The organism is Levilactobacillus koreensis JCM 16448 (assembly GCF_001435525.1).
GTDB lineage: Bacteria > Bacillota > Bacilli > Lactobacillales > Lactobacillaceae > Levilactobacillus > Levilactobacillus koreensis.
Genome location: NZ_AZDP01000118.1, coordinates 84090 through 104524 on the forward strand (window position 1 = coordinate 84090; position 20435 = coordinate 104524).

General features: G+C 48.8%; 11 protein-coding genes, 8 tRNA genes and 1 riboswitch. Of the genes, 2 read left to right on the forward strand and 17 right to left on the reverse strand.

Going from position 1 to position 20435, the window contains the following annotated elements:
• Both FC99_RS14270 and FC99_RS11520 read left to right on the forward strand, forming a co-directional pair.
• Positions 1-312: RNA-guided endonuclease InsQ/TnpB family protein (locus FC99_RS14270; RefSeq protein WP_235805919.1), on the forward strand; the 312-nt coding region annotated here is incomplete at its 5' end.
• Between the two features lie 568 nt (positions 313-880).
• Positions 881-1063 (forward strand): hypothetical protein, encoded by a 183-nt coding sequence (locus FC99_RS11520; protein ID WP_048735465.1) that lies wholly within the window; start codon positions 881-883, stop codon positions 1061-1063.
• Positions 1064-1321: 258 nt separating this feature from the next.
• Here FC99_RS11520 and rpoC read toward each other — a convergent pair whose 3' ends face one another.
• The 17 genes from rpoC to FC99_RS11610 form a co-directional block, all read right to left on the reverse strand.
• Positions 1322-4969 carry a DNA-directed RNA polymerase subunit beta' gene (gene rpoC / locus FC99_RS11525; RefSeq protein WP_048735463.1) on the reverse strand — a complete coding sequence of 1216 codons (3648 nt, stop codon included), beginning with the start codon at positions 4967-4969 and terminating at the stop codon, positions 1322-1324.
• 21 nt (positions 4970-4990) lie between these two features.
• Positions 4991-8605 (reverse strand): DNA-directed RNA polymerase subunit beta, encoded by a 3615-nt coding sequence (gene rpoB, locus FC99_RS11530; RefSeq protein ID WP_048735460.1) that lies wholly within the window; start codon positions 8603-8605, stop codon positions 4991-4993.
• Positions 8606-8886: 281 nt separating this feature from the next.
• A complete protein-coding gene (locus FC99_RS11535) occupies positions 8887-9492 on the reverse strand; it encodes a TetR/AcrR family transcriptional regulator (protein WP_048735457.1) in 606 nt (201 codons plus the stop codon).
• A 655-nt stretch (positions 9493-10147) separates the two neighbouring features.
• Positions 10148-12640 carry an ATP-dependent Clp protease ATP-binding subunit gene (locus FC99_RS11540; RefSeq protein ID WP_048735454.1) on the reverse strand — a complete coding sequence of 831 codons (2493 nt, stop codon included), beginning with the start codon at positions 12638-12640 and terminating at the stop codon, positions 10148-10150.
• Positions 12641-12657: 17 nt separating this feature from the next.
• Positions 12658-13125 (reverse strand): CtsR family transcriptional regulator, encoded by a 468-nt coding sequence (locus tag FC99_RS11545; RefSeq protein ID WP_048735451.1) that lies wholly within the window; start codon positions 13123-13125, stop codon positions 12658-12660.
• 581 nt (positions 13126-13706) lie between these two features.
• Positions 13707-13780, reverse strand: a tRNA-Pro gene (locus tag FC99_RS11550).
• Between the two features lie 35 nt (positions 13781-13815).
• Positions 13816-13889 (reverse strand) — tRNA-Pro (locus FC99_RS11555).
• Between the two features lie 36 nt (positions 13890-13925).
• Positions 13926-13999: transfer RNA gene (locus FC99_RS11560), tRNA-Arg, on the reverse strand.
• A gap of 17 nt (positions 14000-14016) precedes the next feature.
• Positions 14017-14102, reverse strand: a tRNA-Leu gene (locus FC99_RS11565).
• Between the two features lie 11 nt (positions 14103-14113).
• Positions 14114-14185: transfer RNA gene (locus FC99_RS11570), tRNA-Gly, on the reverse strand.
• A 28-nt stretch (positions 14186-14213) separates the two neighbouring features.
• Positions 14214-14286, reverse strand: a tRNA-Thr gene (locus FC99_RS11575).
• Between the two features lie 36 nt (positions 14287-14322).
• Positions 14323-14404, reverse strand: a tRNA-Leu gene (locus FC99_RS11580).
• A gap of 37 nt (positions 14405-14441) precedes the next feature.
• A tRNA-Val gene (locus FC99_RS11585) sits at positions 14442-14514 on the reverse strand.
• Positions 14515-15080: 566 nt separating this feature from the next.
• The gene (serS, locus tag FC99_RS11590; RefSeq protein WP_048735447.1) at positions 15081-16352 is read right to left on the reverse strand and encodes a serine--tRNA ligase; all 1272 of its coding nucleotides are present in this window, start codon (positions 16350-16352) and stop codon (positions 15081-15083) included.
• A gap of 287 nt (positions 16353-16639) precedes the next feature.
• Positions 16640-17272, reverse strand: coding sequence for a deoxynucleoside kinase (locus FC99_RS11595; protein WP_048735445.1), 633 nt, complete (start codon positions 17270-17272; stop codon positions 16640-16642).
• Between the two features lie 294 nt (positions 17273-17566).
• Positions 17567-19072, reverse strand: a complete 1506-nt coding sequence (locus tag FC99_RS11600; protein ID WP_191979287.1) for an amino acid permease — start codon at positions 19070-19072, stop codon at positions 17567-17569.
• A 119-nt stretch (positions 19073-19191) separates the two neighbouring features.
• A riboswitch (Lysine riboswitch) is annotated at positions 19192-19373 on the reverse strand.
• Between the two features lie 489 nt (positions 19374-19862).
• The gene (locus FC99_RS11610; protein ID WP_048735440.1) at positions 19863-20393 is read right to left on the reverse strand and encodes a GNAT family N-acetyltransferase; all 531 of its coding nucleotides are present in this window, start codon (positions 20391-20393) and stop codon (positions 19863-19865) included.
• Between the last annotated feature and the right edge of the window lie 42 nt (positions 20394-20435).

Here is a 20435-nt window from a genome sequence, read left to right on the forward strand (position 1 = left end):
CTAGTCGTAGCCGAAGAACTGCGGGGTAAAAATATGTTGCGTAACCATGCTTTGGCAATGAGTATCTCGGATGTCGGGTGGCGAACTCTACTGAGCATGTTGGTCTATAAGGCTGACATGTACGGCCGAAAATTTTTGACAATCGATCCCCGAAATACGACACAGACATGTAGCGATTGTGGACACGTCATGGCCGGAAAGAATAAGTTGACGTTGGCTCGTAAGTGGACGTGTCCTAACTGTGGGGTATTCCATGTGCGTGATCATAACGCAGCTAAAAATATATTAGCAAAGGGTTTAGCGACGTTGTAAAGAATGAGTCCGCCTGGCAACCTGCGGACCTAAAAGGCTTTGGTAATTAGCGGATAAGTCCTATTCGTAGGCTAGCGCTGTATCTAAGAAAATTGTGGTCGCCATGCCATGGGGTGTGGTTCCCACAAGCGTCCGTTTTTAAACGGGCGTGGTTGACAACATCGTACCTCAACAGAGTTCGAAGATCTCTATGCAATTAGCATTAGAGGCGGTGATATCATTGCCACAAACCTATCACCAACACTACCACTTCGTACCGGTTTCAGTGAAGATAACTATAAAAAAATTACACACTACAAAGAGTCTATAATCTTACTTCACAATCATCCTGAAAGCACCCGACCTTCTATTGCCGATATTTTCACCCTAGAATCAGAATCAGTTGTAAGCGCCAGTCTCATCATTGGCCATGATGGCTCTTTACAACTAATTACGATTCCAAACGGAGACCCGAATATAGATACGCTTTTCAAATTCTGGTATACTGCCAGTAAAGAAAAGGGCTATCACCGTCACGAAGCCATTTTGAATGCCACCGACCAGATTTACGCCAGAGGAGCTGTACATTTTGAAGAATATTGAAAAAGATGACTTAGTATTTATCATCGACGAACGTGAAACAAGAGCCCTAACGCCCGAGGAAAACGAGCACATGGCCGACCAAAAAAAGGACCCAGCTTACCAACAGTGGATGCGCCAAAAAGAAGCCGAAGCGGAGAAACTCTTCAATTTACGACCATCCTCGCACTAAACTCAACTGAAAATGCACATACTAAACTGCAAAAGCGACTCGCAATCTGTACAGTGGATTGCGAGTCGCTTTTTTATCTTAGAGTGTCCTTAATGTCCGAGTCTTCCCCTATTACCACTGTTTCTAAAATGTACGCCACAAGCCAGATCTCTCTGCGCAGAAAAAAAGGACCCCCAATCGGCAATCACCGGTCAGGAGTCCTTTCCTCTCTAATGCTCAGAGTCTCAACGACTCATTTTGCACGTTACTTAGCTGTCACTAAGCTTGAGAGTCTTCTTGCATTTGCTTTTCCAAATCGCTGATGGAGTAGACGCCTTCGGTCGATGAGCCACCGACTTCTTTGGGCTTGATCTGACGGTAATCTGGCATCCCAGTCCCGGCAGGAATAATCTTCCCAATAATAACGTTTTCCTTCAAACCAACCAGTGGATCGTTCTTGCCCCGAATAGCAGCATCGGTCAAGACACGCGTCGTTTCCTGGAAGGATGCGGCTGATAAGAAACTGTTCGTTTCCAAAGCAGCCTTGGTGATCCCCAAGATAACTGGACGTGCGGTAGCAGCAATGCCACCATCGATCAACGTCTGGTAGTTGGCACGACGGAAGTCTTGGATATCCATCAAGGTACCAGGCAGAACGTCGGTATCGCCCGGATCCATGATCCGAACCTTACGCAACATTTGCCGAACCATGATTTCCACGTGCTTATCACTGATCGCAACACCTTGCATCCGGTAAACCCGTTGAACTTCACCTAAGATGTAAGTTTCAGTTGATAAGACATCGCGAACCCGCAGCATTTCCTTAGGATCAACAGACCCATAGTTCAATGCAGAACCACGGTGGATAAAGTCGCCTTCAGTGACCCGCATGCGGGCAGTGATTGGTAACGTGTAACTCCGCGTATCAGCTTCACCCTTAATGGTAATTTCCTTCGTCCGTTCTGCTGGGTTTTCTTCGATTGATTCAACCGTCCCAGTAACTTCGGTAATTTCAGCTTTACCTTTAGGGTTCCGAGATTCAAATAATTCTTGAACACGAGGAAGCCCTTGGGTGATATCTTCGTTCCCGGCAACACCACCGGTATGGAAGTTACGCATGGTCAACTGGGTCCCTGGTTCACCGATAGATTGCGCGGCAACAGTCCCGACAGCTTCACCAACTTCAACTTCGTCACCAGTAGCCATGTTCCGGCCGTAACAATGCTCACAAACACCATGTTCAGTGTTGCAAGTAAAGGCGGAACGAATAGTAACTTCTTCAACACCAGCATCAACGATCTTTTGTGCGGTGTCTTCGACGATCATTTGGTTCTTAGGAACAATAACGTCCCCAGTCTTTGGATCGTAGACGGTCTTTTGGGTGTAACGCCCTAAGATCCGGTCGTACAATGGTTCAATCATTTCATTACCATCAGTGATGGCACGAATCTTCAAACCACGGTCAGTCCCACAATCCTTTTCCCGAATGATAACGTCTTGCGCAACATCGACCAGCCGCCGAGTCAGGTAACCTGAGTTGGCAGTCTTGAGGGCCGTATCGGTCATCCCTTTACGAGCACCATGGGTCGAAATGAACATTTCCATAACCGTCAGGCCTTCACGGAAGTTAGACGTGATCGGCAGCTCCATGATTTCACCGTTAGGAGCGGCCATCAGACCACGCATCCCGGCAAGTTGCGTAAAGTTAGAAATGTTCCCACGAGCACCAGAATCACTCATCATAAAGATAGGGTTCTGTTGATCGAAACTGTGAATCAAGGCGTTTTGAATGTCGTCCTTGGCATCGTTCCAGATTCCAATAACGCGTTCGTAACGTTCATGATCGGTAATCAGACCACGACGGAACTGCTTGGTAACCGTAGCAACCTGCTTGTGGGCTTCGTCGATGATTTCTGGCTTTTCTTTCAAGTCAGTCACATCGACCATCCCAACGGTCAGACCGGACTTAGTTGATTCGTCATAACCTAAGTCCTTGATCCGGTCAAGCAACTTCGACGTTGCCGTTACCTTGTATTGTTGGTAAACGGCCGCAATAATATCGGACAAGAAGCCCTTCTTAAATGGACCGATCAATTCAGCATTTTGCAGGTAATCGTGAATGTCTTCGCCCGGTGCCAAGAAGTACTTGTCAGGGACGTAGCCGTTCAGGTTCGTGCTAGTTGGTTCGTTCAAGTATGGGAACGACTTTGGCAGGATGTTGTTGAAAATCAACTTCCCAACGGTCGTGACCATAATCTTCGTGCGTTGATCATCCGTAAATGGCTTATCAGGCATCGAAGACACTTGAACACCGACCCGACTGTGCCAGTGAACTAAACCATTCCGGTAAGCCAGAACAGCTTCGTTGAGGTCGGTAAAGATCATGCCTTCCCCTTCACGATTGTCTTCTTCCATCGTCAGGTAGTAGTTCCCGATAACCATATCTTGTGAAGGCGCAACAACTGGCTTACCACTGGCAGGAGCCAAAATGTGGTGAGCAGCCAGCATCAGCAGACGTGCTTCAGCTTGTGCTTCGTCAGATAATGGAACGTGGATGGCCATTTGGTCCCCATCGAAATCGGCATTGTAAGCTTCACAAGCCAATGGGTGAAGCCGCATTGCCTTACCACTAACCAAGACAGGTTCGAACGCTTGAATCCCCAAACGGTGAAGCGTAGGGGCCCGGTTCAACAGCACAGGGTGTTCCTTGATGACGTCTTCCAAAACGTTAAAGACATCGTCATCTTCACGGTCGATTTGGCGCTTAGCGTTCTTAATGTTAGAAGCTAACCCGCGAGCAACCAATTCCTTCATGATAAATGGCCGGAATAATTCCAAAGCCATTGGAACTGGCAGACCCATTTGGTTGAACTTGAGGGAAGGACCAACGTCAATAACGGAACGACCAGAGTAGTCAACCCGCTTCCCTAACAAGTTTTGCCGGAACCGCCCTTGCTTCCCTTTCAACATGTGTGAAAGAGACTTCAATGGACGGTTACCAGGACCAGCCACTGGACGGCCACGACGACCGTTATCGATCAAGGCGTCAACGGCTTCTTGTAACATCCGCTTTTCGTTTTGAACGATAATACCAGGCGCATTTAAGTCCAGCAAACGCTTCAACCGGCTGTTCCGGTTGATAACCCGCCGGTACAAGTCGTTCAGGTCGGACGTTGCGAAACGACCACCTTCGAGTTGTACCATTGGACGAAGATCAGGTGGGATTACCGGAATAGCATCCATGACCATCCACTCCGGACGGTTACCAGATGTAACGAAGGCTTCCAAGATGTCCAAACGACGAACGGCACGCGTCCGCTTTTGGCCAGTAGCTTCCTTCAATTCTTCCTTTAATTCCTTAACTTCTTTATCTAGGTCCACGGCCATCAACAACTTCTTGATGGCTTCGGCACCCATTTCAGCCTTAAAGGCACTGCTGCCGTATTCGATCAGCTTGTCACGGTAATCACGTTCGGAAAGTAATTGCTTCTTTTCGAGTGGCGTGTTACCTGGATCTAAGACAACGTAGGAAGCGAAGTAAATAATTTCTTCCAACGCCCGGGGACTCATGTCGAGGACTAAGCCCATCCGACTTGGGATACCCTTGAAGTACCAGATGTGAGTAACAGGAGCAGCCAATTCGATATGGCCCATCCGTTCACGACGAACCTTAGAACGGGTAACTTCAACCCCACAACGGTCACAAACGACACCCTTGTAACGGATTCGCTTGTATTTCCCACAGGCACATTCCCAGTCCTTAGTAGGGCCAAAAATCCGCTCGTCGAATAGCCCGTCTTTTTCAGGCTTTAATGTCCGGTAGTTGATGGTTTCAGGCTTTTTGACTTCCCCGTAAGACCAGCTACGGATCTTATCAGGCGAGGCAAGCCCGATCTGCATGCTTTCGAACTTATTGACATCGACCAAAGAAGCGACCTCCCTTATTAATTAGTCTTGTGTGTTCGGTTGACTTTCATTTTTCGTAGGTGCAGGTGTTGCCTTAGCATCATCGGTCTGAGCAGCGGCTTTCCGTTGTTCTTCCTGCTGTTGAGCATACTTGCTCAAGGCATCAACGTTCACAACATCATCGTCATCGTCGTCCATATCGCGGAGTTCGATTTCTTCGTTGTTCCCGTTTAAGACCTTCATGTCCAGCCCTAAGGATTGTAATTCCTTGACCAGAACACGGAATGATTCAGGCACACCAGGCTTAGGAATTGGATCGCCCTTAACGATGGCTTCGTAGGTCTTAACCCGACCAACCACGTCATCGGACTTGTACGTCAAGATTTCTTGTAACGTATAAGCGGCACCGTAAGCTTCCAAAGCCCAAACTTCCATTTCACCAAACCGTTGGCCACCAAATTGCGCTTTACCACCAAGTGGTTGTTGCGTAACCAGTGAGTAAGGTCCGATGGAACGGGCGTGCATCTTGTCGTCGACCATGTGGGCCAACTTCAGGTAGTTCATGACACCAACGGCAACCCGCTTGTCAAATGGTTCACCGGTCCGGCCATCGTATAAGACAGTCTTAGCATCGGCGGCCATTCCGGCTTCCTTAACAGCGTCCGCGATATCAGTATCTTGGGCACCATCGAAGACAGGCGTCGCAATGTGAATACCCAACTTACGAGCAGCCATCCCCAAATGCAATTCGAGCACTTGCCCGATGTTCATCCGAGAAGGCACACCCATTGGACTCAGCATGATGTCGATTGGCGTCCCATCTGGCATGTACGGCATATCTTCTTCAGGGATAACGACTGAAACAGTCCCCTTGTTACCGTGACGACCAGACATCTTGTCCCCAACCTGGATCTTCCGCTTTTGCGCGATGTAGACCCGAACCATCATGTTAACACCAGGAGAAAGTTCATCACCGTTTTCACGCGTGAAGATCTTAACGTCCTGGATGATTCCGCCACCACCATGTGGCACCTTAAGAGAAGTATCCCGAACTTCACGGGCCTTTTCACCAAAGATAGCATGGAGTAAACGTTCCTCAGCAGATAATTCAGTCACACCCTTAGGCGTTACCTTACCAACTAAGATGTCGCCGTCTTGAACTTCAGCACCAACACGGATAATCCCGTCTTCGTCCAAGTTCTTCAAGGCGTCTTCACCCACGTTAGGAATTTCGCGAGTCATTTCTTCAGGTCCAAGCTTCGTGTCACGTGCTTCTGATTCGTATTCTTCAATATGAATCGACGTGTAAACGTCATCGCGAACCAACCGTTCGTTGATCCCGATGGCATCTTCGAAGTTGTACCCTTGCCAAGTCATGAAAGCAACTAATGGGTTTTGACCTAAAGCCAATTCCCCATTTTCCATTGAAGGACCATCAGCCAAGATTTCGTCGTTGTCGACGTGATCGCCAACCTTAACGATTGGACGTTGGTTGTAGTTCTTCCCACCGTTTGACCGGCGGAACTTCATGAGCTTGTAAGTGTCGAGCGCACCGTCTTCACGCCGCACGCGGATTTCCCGTGCATCAACGTATTCAACAGTTCCGTCGTGTTGACTGATTAAGGCAACCCCGGAATCATGCGCTGCTTTATATTCAATACCAGTCCCAACTAATGGGGCGTGAGGATCCAGCAATGGCACAGCTTGCCGTTGCATGTTGGCCCCCATCAAGGCCCGGTTGGAGTCATCGTTTTCCAAGAAAGGAATACATGCCGTGGCCACAGCAACTACTTGCTTAGGCGAAACGTCCATGTAGTCGATCCGGTCTGCACTGGTTTCAATGTTTTCGGACTTTGCACGAGCCATGATGGTGTCGGTATCAAATGAACCGTCATCCTTCAATGGCGTGTTGGCTTGAGCCACAACGTAGTTATCTTCTTCATCGGCCGTCAGGTAATCGATCTTGTCGGTAACCTTGTGCGTATCCCATGAGACACGACGGTATGGCGTTTCGATAAAGCCGTAGCGGTTAACCCGGGCATAACTGGACAAACTGTTGATCAACCCAATGTTAGGTCCTTCAGGCGTTTCAATTGGGCACATCCGGCCATAGTGGGTGTAGTGAACGTCCCGGACTTCATATCCGGCACGGTCACGCGTCAAACCACCAGGTCCAAGGGCAGACAAACGCCGCTTATGGGTTAATTCACCCAGTGGGTTAGTCTGATCCATGAATTGTGACAATTGAGATGACCCGAAGAATTCCTTAATGGAAGCGACTACTGGTCGAATGTTGATCAATTGTTGTGGCGTTACCGTCGCAGCATCTTGAATTGACATCCGTTCACGCACAACCCGTTCCATCCGCGATAACCCGATCCGGAATTGGTTTTGCAGGAGTTCACCCACGGAACGAATCCGCCGGTTACCCAAGTGGTCAATATCATCGGTGTTCCCGATGCCTAATTGTAAGTTGAAGAAGTAGTTCATGGAAGCAATGATGTCGGCTGGGCGGATGTGCTTCAGCTTGATATCAATGTTGCCATTCCCAATAACGGGAACTTCTTGTTCTGGATCATCTGGTGATTGTACCTTGATGATCTGTAACTTCAATGGTTCAGTGACAACGGCTTCGTCTGAAGGTTGGAAAGTCACCATCTTGAAGTCTTCTTGATCCAAGAATGGTGCCAAGGTCTTCATAACGTCCTTGTCAACGACCGTGCCCTTTTGCGCGATAACTTCACCAGTATCTGGATCAGCTAACGTTTCGGCTAAGGTCAGGCCCAATAAACGGGTCTTTAGGCTTAACTTCTTGTTGGTCTTGTAACGACCAACGGGAGCCATGTCGTAACGCTTTGGATCAAAGAACCGTGCAGTCAGTAAACTCCGTGAAGAGTCAGCCGTCTTTGGTTCACCTGGACGTAGGCGTTCGTAGATGTCCTTTAAGGACTCTTCGACACGTGAATCGTCGGTGTTCTTGTGAATATCCTTTTCCAACGTTGCCATTAAGCTTTCGTTGTCACCTAAGATATCCAAGATTTCGTCATCGGAACCGAACCCTAATGCCCGAACTAATTCAGTCATTGGGATCTTCCGTGTCCGGTCGATTCGAACGTAAGAAATGTTCTTCGCGTCCGTTTCAAATTCTAGCCAAGCCCCCCGGTTAGGAATAACCGTGGCACCGAAAACGGTCCGGCCATTCTTATCGGTATCTTCATTGAAGTAAACTCCTGGTGACCGGACTAATTGAGAAACAATAACCCGTTCTGCCCCGTTGATAATGAAGGTCCCTTGGGCCGTCATTAATGGGAAGTCACCGAAGAAGACATCTTGCGACTTAATTTCACCCGTTTCGTGGTTGGTCAAACGTAAGGTGACGTGAAGTGGTGCTGAATAGTTCGCGTCGTGCTCCCGTGCTTCATCCACGCTATATTTGGGTTCCAGTAATTGATAATCAACAAACTCTAACGAAAGGTTTCCTTGAAAATCTTCGATTGGCATGATGTCGTCGAACATATCACGCAAACCTTCGTCGAGGAACCAGTTGTAAGAATTGGTTTGAATCTCGATTAAGTTAGGTAAATCAAGAACTTCCTTGATCCGCGAATAGCTACGGCGAGTACGGTGTTTCCCGTATTTCACTAAGTGTCCTGCCAAGTTGTTCACCTCTCCTATTTATTCTGTGGACTGGCCAAACCGTTATATTACATTTTGGTTACAAATTACTTTTCACCCGGTTTTTTGGCAAAAAAAATCCAAAAACAAACCCAATTTGATTTGCTTTTGGCTTCTTATAACGGCAACGCCGGACAATAGATCGTCGTTGCCAATTTCAGTTCACAGTTGCATACGAATAATATAATACTAAATTAGTTCTGAATTGTCAATGACGAACACTCACGATTCCTAGCTGTTTTGTAAGTTTCTCGTCAATCAGCCTACTTTTTGACCGCCACGCCAAACAGAATCAGACGAATCAACGCCACCGTCTGGTCATGCTGTGACGCATCTGCCGGCCCGACATGGTGGAATGTATTAAATAGTGGGCTGAGACTGGTGAGATAAAAGGAAGCGGCATCTTGTGGTGCCAACTGCGGTCGCAGGGTCACAATCCCCAATTCGAAGAAGTGCTGCAGCGGCCCAACGTAGTCCTGACCGAATACCATCCCCAGTTGTCGCTTATTTTCTGGTTTGAGGTATTTGAAGCTACTATGGATCACCGTAAAGACATCTCGCGGATGTACGGCCGTCAAGACCTCCGTAATCTGAACCAAGGCGTCGACTGGATCAGGATTCTCTTCGGTGGCTAACCGGTCGTTGACCTGGGTTAAACCGGTCCGAATTTCAGCCCCCACAGTTTTAATGACCTCAAGAAAAATGACCTCTTTATCACTAAAATGGTGGTACAACGCCGGTTGGGTGATGCCCACTTCCTTTGCAATGTCTCTAGTAGAGGTCGCTTGGTACCCCTGCGATAAGAACTGCTCCCGTGCGGCCTGTAAAATGGCGGCGTGTGTGTGGGTTAACTGCTCTTCTCTTTTCATTGGTGGCTCCCGTCCTTTCATCTCTCGTACTGTAAGTGTACCACAGCCACTTATCACCAGCTAGACCAAGTAACAGTTGATGCTTAAATGGTTGTGATATTGCTGAGGGATGGCCGCAACATTGCTGTGAGATAGCCGCACTCCGGCTGCCAGGGGTTCCACCTGCTGTGGGGGACGCTTCGGACTGAGGAACGGTCCTCTCGCTCGCTTTTAAGCCGCGAAAATCACGCGTCTTAAAAGTCGCCCATCTTGATAGCTAGTCAGTGGCCAGCTATCAAGATTACCACGGCTGGCTCCACCCCTGGTCTCCTCCGGCTCTGCTTGTGTCACTTCAAATACAATCACTTACTGCTCTAGACTGAGCCTAATTTCTCCTACAGATCCGCTGGTACCATCACTGTTATGTTTCCGGTCACTAGAACAAAGTTGGCATGAGTATTAGCTGGACGGGTGTTTGTTTCTGTCCAAATAGCGACTACTGTGCCCAACTCAACAGTGAATGACAAGCACAGAAATCCCCCGTAAGTGTCTCCCCACAGACCCGTCACCACAATCCGCACCAAATTAGCCCCCAATCGCCCGCCATCCACATCGCACCAAAAAAGCAGTATGTCCCAGGTCAGCCCCAGCACACACTGCTTTCATTCAATGCAATTTAGTTCGTGGCAACCGCCGTTTTCTTGGTGGCTGACTTGACGCTGACCGTGATCTTACCTTGAGTGGCTCCAATCGTGACTTGGTCGTTGGTCTTGACCTCGCCGTTTAAGAGTTCCTCACTCAGCTTATCTTCAACCTGCGTTTGCAGTGCCCGCCGGATTGGCCGTGCCCCATATTCTGGGTCAAAGCCCGCCTTGGCTACGGCATCGATTGCTGCAGGTGTAATCTTCAGCTTGATGTCTTGTTCTGCCACGCGATCGACGATCTGCTTGGCCATTAACTTCACAATTTCGTGGAGTTCTGGCTTCTTCAAGGAGTGGAAGATGACCGTTTCATCAATCCGGTTCAAGAATTCTGGCCGGAATGATTGCTTCAACGTTTCCCGGATGGTTTGGGCCATTGCCCGGTAATCGTTGGCCATATCTTCGGCACCGAAACCAACGGTCTTTTCATCCCGTAACTTCGTTGCCCCCAAGTTGGACGTCATGATCAGAATTGTATTTCTGAAATCGACCTTCCGTCCCTTGGAATCGGTCAAGTAACCGTCATCTAAGACTTGCAGTAAAATGTTGAAGACATCTGGATGGGCCTTTTCTACTTCATCAAAGAGGACAACAGAGTATGGCTTTTGACGAACCTTTTCCGTCAACTGGCCACCCTCGTCGTAGCCCACGTAACCTGGTGCGGACCCAATCAAACGACTGGTCGAGTACTTCTCCATGTATTCGCTCATGTCGACTCGAATCATGTTGTCTTCGGAACCGAACATCGCTTCGGCCAGTGCCTTGGCTAATTCAGTCTTCCCAACACCGGTTGGCCCAAGGAACATGAAGGACCCAATTGGCCGGTTCGGATCTTTCAACCCGGAACGTGCCCGCCGAATCGCACGAGAAACGGCTGAAACGGCTTCTTCTTGGCCAACGACTCGCTGATGCAAGATCTTTTCCAAATTGACCAGCCGATCCGCATCCGTTTGCTTCAACTGGGTAACGGGAACACCCGTCCACTCGGCAACAACGTCCGCGACATCTTCACCGGTCACATTTAAGCTATAGTGATGCTCTGGCTCTTCGGCAGCAGCCGCAGCAGCCTTGGCCTTCCGTGCCTCAATCTTCTCACGCAACTGCATTTCTTTCGTCCGCAGTTCCGCAGCCTTTTCGAAGTCTTGGTCTTCAATGGCCGCTTCTTTGTCAGCAGACAGCTGATTCAACTCTTGAACCTGCTTGCTAGCTGGCGTTGGCTTGTCCATTTGGTCGATACGGACCTTGGCAGAGGCTTCATCCATCAGGTCGATCGCCTTATCTGGCAAGAAACGGTCGCTGATGTAACGGGTAGACAGCTTCACGGCCTGGTCCAGCGCTTCATCGGTAATGTTAACGTGATGGTGGTCCTCATAACGTGGCCGCAAGCCCTTCAAAATTTCTAAGGCTTCGGCTGGCGTTGGTTCATCGACTTGGACCGTCGCAAACCGCCGCTCCAGCGCAGCATCGGATTCAATGTACTTTTGGTACTCATCCAACGTGGTGGCCCCGATGGTTTGGAGCTCCCCTCGCGCTAAGGCTGGTTTCAAGATGTTCGAGGCATCAATGGCCCCTTCAGCACCCCCGGCACCGATCAGCGTGTGTAATTCATCAATGAAGAGAATGACTTGGCCATCGTTGTAAATTTCTTCGATAACCTTCTTCAAACGGTCTTCAAATTCACCACGATACTTGGTTCCGGCGACTAATGATCCCATATCGAGCATCATTAACCGTTTCTGTTGCATATCTTCTGGGACATCACCGGCAACGATGCGTTGGGCCAAACCCTCAGCAATCGCCGTCTTCCCCACACCAGGTTCCCCAATTAAAACGGGGTTGTTCTTGGTCCGCCGACTCAGAATCTGGATCACGCGCTTAACTTCCTTGTTCCGGCCAACCGTCGGGTCCATACGACCCTCTTTAGCGGACTCCGTTAAGTCCCGAGCCAGAGAGTCCAACGTTGGGGTCCCGCCTTGAGGCGCACCCCGCCGCGCACGAGCATCGTTACGACGCTTAGGCGTGTCGGAAATCCCTAACTTACGGAGCACCACTTTACGAGCATCCACAAGTTCAACGTTTAAATTCTTCAGGATCCGAGAAGACAAGATGGTCTCGTCACTCAATAATGCCAGTAACAAGTGTTCCGTGCCGATCTTAGTTGCCCCCAGCCGCTTGGCTTCATCGCCAGCTAAGGCTAACATCGCCTTGGCCTTTGGGGAGTATGGCAGGTAACTATCCTTGTCGACGTTAGCTAAGGTCCCGTATCCCGTGAAACGTTCGATTTCCTCGCGAACGTCATCGTCGGTCACAGAGAACTGCTGTAAAACCTTGTTGGCAATACCATTTTTTTCAATGGTGAGGGCGAGCAACAAGTGTTCCGTACCCACCGCTTGGTGCTTAAAATATTTTGCTTGTTCCTGTGCCAAAACTAAAACACTTTTAGCACTCGGTGTAAATAGGTTATCCATTGCAACTCCTCACTTTCTCAACTTTCGTAACGCAGATGGTTCAAAATAGAAATCAAGACGCGTGCCCGAATCTGCTGGTCCAGGTCACGGTCGCCAGTATTAATGGCGTCCTTATCGATTGCGGCCAAAATGATATTAACCTCTCGCCGGTTCACAGCGCCCGCCTCAAACAGGCTACGAACAACCGCTAAACCGTCGTGCCGGGTAATGTGGTCACCCACCGCCGCCACGAGAGAGTCAATAAAGTCTAAGTTGTCGAGGAGCTTCACTTTTTCAATCCGAATATAACCGCCGCCACCCCGTTTACTTTGGACCACGTAACCGTCCTGGATGGTAAAGCGCGTCTTAATCACGTAATTGATCTGTGAAGGCACCACGTTAAACTGGTCGGCAATTTCCGCTCTGCGGATCTCCACCTGCTGGGACTCAGCCAGAATCTGCTTAAGGTAAGACTCAATAATATCCGAAATATTTTGATTTTCCATTATCGTCCCCCCTTCAGTGCAGTTTTCTTGACTAATGTTGACTAATATTATACGAACTTCCCATAAAAATGCAACGGATTAGACCGCGTTTACCTGAGAAGTTCTGGTAATCCATCATACCAAATAATCTTTGACCTTCCAAACAATTAGCGTGAAAGCCGTCTCACTGCGCGTAAATTCCCGCACTGTAGCTGCCAGGGATTCCGCCTACTATCAACAATTGGTCCACAAAGAGGCACTAACCATTTAGGCTTTGTCTCACGGCCGCCGGAAAATTTTTATTTTCAATCTCTCTTCAAGCCTACTATAGAAGTCATGCGTTCGAATACGCCATCCTAGCTAGCAGCAACTGCTTTCTCACTAATCAGTCCTTGGCCACAGTCCTATTCTAACCTATTATAATGGCTCGCTTCCATCAAATTGACTTGCTTAGGACTAGTGTTGACCAGTCCCCGTGCCAACCGATTTACTGTGAATCCCTACCGTAGAAGTAATTCGCCATTTTTAGTGCAAAAAAAGAGAACCAATTCGTAATGAACTGATTCTCTAACTTTATTATATGTAGTCTCGGGATAAAAAAATCGGGAAGACAAGATTTGAACTTGCGACCCCCACGTCCCGAACGTGGTGCTCTACCAAGCTGAGCTACTTCCCGAGATAGCCCGCTGGCGAACTGCTTACGCCAGTTAATCGGGAAGACAGGATTCGAACCTGCGACCCCCTGGTCCCAAACCAGGTGCTCTACCAAGCTGAGCTACTTCCCGAAAAAATTGCCCATAATTACTTATAAGCAACAAAAATGCACCCAGTAGGAGTCGAACCTACAACCTTCTGATTCGTAGTCAGACACTCTATCCAGTTGCGCTATGGGTGCATAATTATTAAGTTAAATGCCGAGGACCGGGATCGAACCGGTACGGTCATCACTGACCGCAGGATTTTAAGTCCTGTGCGTCTGCCAATTCCGCCACCCCGGCAAAAGGGCAAAAGCGGAAGACGGGATTCGAACCCGCGACCCCCACCATGGCAAGGTGATGTTCTACCACTGAACTACTTCCGCAAATTGGCTATTTGGTTTTTTGGAACCATGCCGACTAGAGGATTCGAACCTCCGACCTCCTCATTACTAGTGAGATGCTCTGCCAACTGAGCTAAGTCGGCAAAATATTTTAACAATATTTTGCAATATTTGGTTAATGCAGGTGAAGGGACTCGAACCCCCACGTCATAAGACACTAGAACCTAAATCTAGCGCGTCTGCCAGTTCCGCCACACCTGCAACGTTGGCGAACTAACGCCAGGGACCTAGGTCCCAATGGAGGATACAGGGCTCGAACCTGTGACCCTCTGCTTGTAAGGCAGACGCTCTCCCAACTGAGCTAATCCTCCATATCATCCGAACTGAGAAACAACTCTCTCAATCGAAACAACTATTATAATTTACCATGCCGACGAAAGCTTGTCAACATCTTTTTCAAATTGTTTTGAATAAATATTCGTGAACTGAATAACTACTCTCGTAACAACAAATAATATTGTATCGTATCCCCAGAAAAAAAGCTAGGCCTTTTTTGAATTTTTTTGCAAAAAGTTTTAAAAACTGGCTTAACCCACTTAGAATCCGCTTCATTACCGGCCTTGCTGGCGCAAAAGTTTCCAATTAACCTGTCAACTCACCTAGCCTCCCCAGGCTTCCCTCTCTCGGCACAACTATGCATGCCACTTGGATAAGATCTCTTTTATCACTTACCACCAAGGCAATCATCAGAATGGCTGTTTATCCACTACCAATCTTATTTCTACCTCACGGGCTACCTAAATCGTCCTCACAGCCGATTAACGCTCCCCCTTACAACTATTCCCTCACTTTCGCTTACAGACCCGCTCCTCACAACAAAAAAGCCCCCACCAACGACAGCCGTCATCGGCAGAGACTTTCTCATATCAATTTTAACTTACTTGGTGATCTTCGTGACGCCGCCCATGTAAGGAACCAAGACTTCTGGGATGGTAACGGTGCCGTCTGCGTTTTGGTAGTTTTCCAAGATAGCAGCGACGGTCCGGCCAACAGCCAAACCAGAACCATTCAGTGCGTGGACGTATTGGAGCTTACCATTGTCGTCACGGTACTGGATGTGTGCCCGCCGAGCCTGGAAGTCCGTGGTGTTAGAACAGCTAGAGATTTCACGGTAGGTGTTTTGTTCTGGGAACCAGACTTCCAAATCGTGCGTCATTGCGGCCGTAAAGCTCATATCACTCGTGGTCAGGGTAATCACGTGGTAAGCCAGGCCTAACTTCTGTAAGAGGTCCTCAGCGTGCTTAGTCAACGCTTCAAGTTCATCCCATGAGTTTTCTGGCTTACAGAACTTGACCATTTCAACCTTGTTAAATTGGTGTAAACGAATCAAGCCACGGGTATCGCGACCGGCACTACCGGCTTCTGACCGGAATGCTGGCGTTAAGGCCGTGAACCAAACTGGCAGGTCCTCTTCTGGGATCACTTCGTCACGGTAGTAGTTGACCAATGGCACTTCGGCCGTTGGAATCAACGTCATGTCTTCGTCGCGTAATTGGTAAACGTCTTGCTTGAACTTAGGGAATTGGCCAGTGCCGTACATGGAGTCGTCGTTGACGATGTAAGGTGGCAGAACTTCCTTGAAACCAGCCTTAGTGTTTTCATCCAAGAAGAAGTTGTACACGGCTCGTTCCAAACGGGCCCCCAAGCCTAGGTAATAGAGGTAACGGCTACCAGAAACCTTGGCTCCGGCCTCAAAGTCCAAGATGCCCAGGTCTTCACCCAAGTCATAGTGGGCCTTAGGCGTAAAGTCCATGTTAGGCTTTTCGCCCCACTTACGGATCTCCACGCTACCATCTTCAGTCAAGCCAACGGGAACGTTGTCGTTAGGAATGTTTGGCAGGTGTGCCGCTGCATCGTGGACTTGTTCCTTTAACGTGTCGAGTTCCGTGTCGATCTTCTTGATGTCGGCGCTCACCTGACGCATTTCGGTAATCTTATCATCGGCGTCCTTCTTGTCGCGCTTCAACTGTGAAATTTCATCGGACACCGTGTTGCGTTGGGCCTTCATATTTTCACTCTTCACGATCAGGTCACGCCGTTGCTTGTCTAAGGCTAACAGGCTGTCGATGTCGGCTGGATCGACTCCCCGTGTCGCTAACTTTTCCTTAATAAAATCTGGTTCATTACGAATCAACTTCAAATCTAACATAGTTCTGTTTCTCCCTTCGATTTCACGGATGATACAAAAAAAGCCTCCGTCACATGGGACGAAGACCTTCGCGGTACCACCCAAGTTCGTAACTGATCGCCCAGTTACACCCTTGAACATGATAACGGTTTGCACCGTGCGGCATTACCCGCCCACTTCTTTAGTGCTGGAATGTTCGACGTCGCGGTTTGCAGCTTTCCCCGCTTCTCTGGCCGTCTACTGAATAGGCACCTCACGTGTTTACTAATTGGTCATATCATACCGCATTTTCACGGCGTTGACAACGACTAAAGTGACGCAATCTTTTCATCGATCAAATGTAAAACTTCGTCCCGGGCAGCTGGATTTTCAACAAAGTCCAACTTGTCACCATCGATCTGCATCTTAGGTGACTTGTCGTAGGCGTTGTACCAGTTCACGTAGCGTTGATCGAGTTGTTGGTAGTATTCGTACAGACTTGGATCATGGTCGATCTGTTCGTATGAACGGCCACGTTTCTGGATCCGTTCCAACATCGTTTCAAAGGAGATGTTGATGTGGATCAATAAGTCTGGGTTCTTCTTGTGCGTAGCATCGGGCAATTCTTGCATCATGTTGGCCAACAGGGAGTCGTAGATATCAACTTCCGTGCTGGTGGCGCGGCCCAAGTCGGCGTTCAAGTGAAAGAGTAAAGAGTCCTCGAAGATCGACCGGTCCAAGACACTTTCATCGTCAGCGTTAGCGGCCTTGATGCTGTCCAAACGCTTGTTTAAAAAGTAGATTTGTAATAAGAAGGCATACTTTTGAGGATTTTGGTAGAACAACGGCAAAATTTTATTGTCATCGACTGATTCGTAAAAAGCTGGTTTGTGTAAATGTTCGGCTAACAAAGTGGTCAGACTCGTTTTGCCGGCGCCAATGGTTCCGGATAATACAAGCATGCAATCTCTCCTTTAAATAACGACGTGCCGGTTATCCCGACACCACAACTGTTTTAATGGTTCCTACTAGTCCATTCAACTCACGACTGGGCCCGAAAAAATTCAACACCACATATTGTACCAACCTCACTCACAAAAGACAATATGTTGTCCTAAATTCGGCCTGGCCGGTTTTCGTGATTTGGGTTGTTGACGGACAAGAAGCGGCGCCCAGTGGGGATTTCCCCGACCAGTCGCCGCTTCAATTTATTTAAATTTTTCGTGTGCCCACACGTTTTATTTCAAAAGACCCGATTAATCGTTTGCAGCCGTCTTAGCTTCCTTTAACGTGCCGTCCTTGTGGACTGGTGACACGTCAACTTCACTGAGCGGAATTAACTTCGTGTGCTTCTTGATCTTGTAACCCACGTAAAGGATCAAGACTAATGGCACACTGATGTAAGTGATCAGCACTTGTTCCCAGTTACCGGAGAAGAAGGATTGTGGATCTTGACCCACGATAACCGCCACACACAAGATCAATGCTAAGATAGGTCCAATTGGGAACCACTTTGCATGGTAACTCAATTCGGATAACTTGTGACCCTGCTTGATGAATGCCCGACGGAAACGGTAGTGGGATAATGCGATCCCGAACCAAGCGATGAATCCAGTCAACCCACTAGCAGCCACTAACCACATGTAGATTTCTGGACCGGCAATACTGCTGACAAAGGTCAAGGCAGCAACAATCGTCGTGGCAAACAGGGCTGGGTAAGGAATCCCGTTCTTTCCCGTCCGTTCGAACAGTTGTGGTGCGTAGCCTTCCTTAGACAGGGAGTACAGCATCCGCGTAGAAGCGTACATCCCAGAGTTGGCAGCGGAAATAACTGACGTCAAGATAACGGCGTTCATGACACTAGCGGCAGCGGCCAAGCCGGCACGCTGGAAGACCAACGTGAAGGGACTGATGGCAATGTCACTAGCAGAAGAACCCAACAGATCCTTACTGGTGTAAGGCAATACGGCGGCGATAACAAAAATAGCTAAAATGTAGAATAAGATAATCCGCCAGAATACGGAATTGATGGCCTTGGGAACACTGTGTGCTGGATCTTCAGATTCACCAGCAGTAATCCCAACCAATTCAGTTCCTTGGAACGAGAACCCAGCAACCACGAAGACACTCAGGATTGCGGGGAAGCCACCAACGAAGGGGGCCTTCTTGTAAGTAAAGTTTTCCAAGCCAGTGGCGTGACCACCCATGATACCCACGATGACCATTAACCCAACGGCTAAGAAGACGAAGATCGTCACAACCTTGATCAAAGACATCCAGAATTCGGTTTCCCCGAAAGCTTGAACGGCTAAAGCGTTGATCAAGAAGACGATTCCTAACGCAACGGCACTCCAGATCCAACCGGGAACGCCGGGTAACCAGAACTTCATGACCAAAGCAGCGGTTGAAATATCAACGGCCACGGTGATTGCCCAGTTAAACCAGTAGTTCCAGCCCATGGCAAACCCTAACGCTGGATCAACGTACTTCGCGGAGTAAGCGGCAAATGACCCGGAGATTGGCATGTTCGTGGCCATTTCACCTAAACTGGTCATCAGGAAGTAAACCATCAGCCCCATGGCAACGTAAGCAGTCAGCGCACCACCAGGCCCGGCAGTTGAAATTGCCGACCCACTAGCGACGAATAACCCCGTCCCAATACAGCCACCTAACGCGATCATTGAAACGTGTCGCGTCTTAAGTCCCCGCTTAACCTGATCAGAGGCCTCGCTGGTTGTTGCGTTTGTCATACTCTGTTCCATAAATGTTTCCTCCTTCTTATTTTAGAAGGACTTCCTCGAAACGACCCAGTGAACTAAAAAATCTCCTTCGCAATAAAAGCCCGCGAAAGAGATTGGAAAATTCATTATTCCAAGTCAATATCGTTGAAAGCGCCCCGCAACCCATATTTGGCTGCGACAGTCCCTGATCTGTTGAACCAGGACCCAACCTGTCCGCTATGTCCTCACGTACAAGTTTCGGCGACCGCCCCTTTAACTTTCCCGCACCGATGTGACCCATCTTGGGAAAGCGACTCTTGTTGGTCGCGCCTCTTCTATTCGATATAACGTAGTATACTCATGTCTTTTTCAGATTGCAAGATTAAATTGCAATTAAAATCAATTATTTTCACTCATGTTTAATTAATCTTACGGATTAGCCAAATTGAACCGCCTGCGGCTGCCAGGGATTCCGCCTGCCATGGGGACCGTTTCCAGCCCAGAAACGGGCTTCCAACTCGTCTTGAAGCCCCGCACAGACCGCGGGTCTCCAAGACGTCCCAGTCTGTAAGGTCGAAAGCCCATCGACCTAACATCCTTGTCACGGCTGGCTCCATCCCTGGCCTCCTTCGGCTCACATGGGCCACCAATATGATGTGCGTTACTCAACTGGTTTTCTCATAGAGATACCACGAACCATGACAATATCGAATGGACTCTAAACTTACTATTAGTCATCTAGTGACGCTAACCATACGAAAACTGAAATGCCTCCTCGAGCCATGATCACTCAGAGCCCCCCTCTTGGCATTCCACCAGTTGAGTTAGTCCCCTACGCTGGTTCAACCACCAGTCGGAATAGGTACTGTGGAACTGGCGTTAATCCCGCACCACCCGGCGCCATGAAGTGGTCGTCAACCGTTTCAAAGTCTAATTTTTCTAAGACGCGGCGTGACCGTTCATTTTCTAGTAGGCAGGTTGCCCAGACAATCTGTTCCGTTGCCTGGGATTGACTGACCAATTTTAGACTCGCTTGAATAGCCTCGGGCATGATTCCCTGACCCCAATCCACCGGGTCTAAGAAGTAACCAATGTCATACTCCGGTTTGCTTGCCGCCAAATCATGCGCGTAGTACAGGACCACACCCATGAAGCGTGACGTGGCCCGTTCCTCGATGGCAAATGCATACGGGCTTTGGCGATCCGCCGTCAACCACTGGGCAACGTCAGCCGGCGTGGGGGTCACGTTGCCACCGTTGGCCTCATTCAAGACCGGCATCATCATTAACCGCTGGTAATCTGGCAGGTCGCTTTCCGTCAACGGCCGTAACCGCAACCGCGATGTTTCAATCACATTTTGCATTCCTATTCCTCTTTTCAAACGGTGCTAAATTGATGTTTCGCT

Excerpts from the sequence above, each read along its gene's own strand:
- FC99_RS11610 (WP_048735440.1), bottom strand. The coding sequence starts at position 20,393 with ATGCAAAATGTGATTGAAACATCGCGGTTGCGGTTACGGCCGTTGACG.
- FC99_RS11595 (WP_048735445.1), bottom strand. The coding sequence starts at position 17,272 with ATGCTTGTATTATCCGGAACCATTGGCGCCGGCAAAACGAGTCTGACC.
- FC99_RS11600 (WP_191979287.1), bottom strand. The coding sequence starts at position 19,072 with ATGGAACAGAGTATGACAAACGCAACAACCAGCGAGGCCTCTGATCAG.
- FC99_RS11545 (WP_048735451.1), bottom strand. The coding sequence starts at position 13,125 with ATGGAAAATCAAAATATTTCGGATATTATTGAGTCTTACCTTAAGCAG.
- FC99_RS11540 (WP_048735454.1), bottom strand. The coding sequence starts at position 12,640 with ATGGATAACCTATTTACACCGAGTGCTAAAAGTGTTTTAGTTTTGGCA.
- serS (WP_048735447.1), bottom strand. The coding sequence starts at position 16,352 with ATGTTAGATTTGAAGTTGATTCGTAATGAACCAGATTTTATTAAGGAA.
- FC99_RS11535 (WP_048735457.1), bottom strand. The coding sequence starts at position 9,492 with ATGAAAAGAGAAGAGCAGTTAACCCACACACACGCCGCCATTTTACAG.